This is a genomic window from Hymenobacter agri (genome assembly GCF_054778495.1).
In genome coordinates this window covers 1-610 of the sequence record NZ_BAAGZM010001240.1, presented here as the reverse complement: position 1 = coordinate 610, position 610 = coordinate 1, and the positions used below count along the sequence as shown (strand labels likewise).

1 protein-coding gene is annotated in these 610 nt (G+C 68.2%); it reads right to left on the bottom strand.

The window, feature by feature from the left end:
- On the bottom strand, positions 1-610 hold a 610-nt coding region (locus tag ACYVDE_RS25550; protein WP_460504313.1), incomplete at both ends, for a POTRA domain-containing protein.

The following is a 610-nucleotide window of genomic DNA, read 5'->3' as shown; positions in this document are numbered from 1 at the left end:
GGCGCAGCAGCTGGGCGGCGGCCTCGACGCGCTGCTGGCTGAACGGCTGCCCCGGAAACAGCTGCAGGTACTTGGTGAGAAAGCGCTTCTTGGTTTTGGTGTTGCCCACAATCTGCAGCGAGTCGAACACGATGGCCCGGCCGCGCTTCAGCACCACGCGTCCGGCGATGGCGTTGCCCTCCAAATGAATGGAATCGAGGCCGACGGTGGCAAACGGAAAGCCCTGGTTTTCGGCTTCGGTCAGAATGCGCTCCTGCAGGCGGGCCCAGTCGGCGGGCACGAAGGGCGTGCCCCGGAAGAACTTTTCGCGGTAGCCAGCCCGCGTCAGGAGGCCGTCGCCGAGGTTACCGTTGCGCAGATAGGCCCAGCGGAACTGCTCGCCCACGTAGAGGCGCACCCGCACCGTATCGCGGCTCCAGCGCAGCTCATCGGCCGAGGCCGTGAGGTAGGCCGCCGCCTGCAGGCCCAGCACCAGCCCGGGCACGGTGCGTAGGGCGCTGAGCGAGTCGGGCACGGTGCTGCGCAGCTTGTAGCGGCGCAGCAGCTGGGCGGCGGCCTCGACGCGCTGCTGGCTGAACGGCTGCCCCGGAAACAGCTGCAGGTACTTGGT